The 586-nt window shown below is 52.7% G+C and carries 1 protein-coding gene; it reads left to right on the plus strand.

The window, feature by feature from the left end:
* Nucleotides 1-423 (plus strand): flavodoxin domain-containing protein (locus B2633_RS16370; RefSeq protein WP_483171757.1); only part of this gene is annotated, 423 nt, incomplete at its 5' end.
* Nucleotides 424-586 lie beyond the last annotated feature (163 nt).

Here is a 586-nt window from a genome sequence, read left to right on the forward strand (position 1 = left end):
GTCTATGACACCATGTGGAACGGCACCAGGGTTCTGGCGGAGAATATAGCCCGAGGCATCCAGCTGGCCGACCCGGATGTTACCGTAAAGCTGCACAATCTGCCCAAAAGCGACCCGAACGATGTGATTACAGAGGTGTTCAAATCCAAGCTGGTGGTAGTCGGTTCTCCCACCATCAACAATGGTATTCTGCATTCGGTGGCAGGCTTTGCCCATCTGCTGAAGGAATTGAAGTTCAAGAACAAGAAAGCCGCCGCATTCGGCTGTTATGGGTGGAGCGGCGAGTCGATCAAAATATTGAGCGAACTCCTGCAAAATGCAGGCTTTGAGGTGATAGACGCGGGTTTTCGCAGTCAGTGGAACCCGGATCCGGCCAGGCAGCAAGAAGCGGTTGAATTTGGGAAGAGGATAGCTCGGGCTTGATCGATTAAGCCCAGCCCATGAATTGTCCGTAGAGGGCAGGTCTTGAAATCAATGCCGGCTGCAGTTGATTTACGCTGCAGCTTCAGTGTAACTATGGGCCGGCCCGAATCCAAAGACCTGGGCGGCATAACAGGCTACCGTTACAGTTTCAATTCCTCATAGG

This window comes from Syntrophomonas sp. UBA1041, assembly GCF_002316705.1.
Lineage (GTDB): Bacteria > Bacillota > Syntrophomonadia > Syntrophomonadales > Syntrophomonadaceae > DTU019.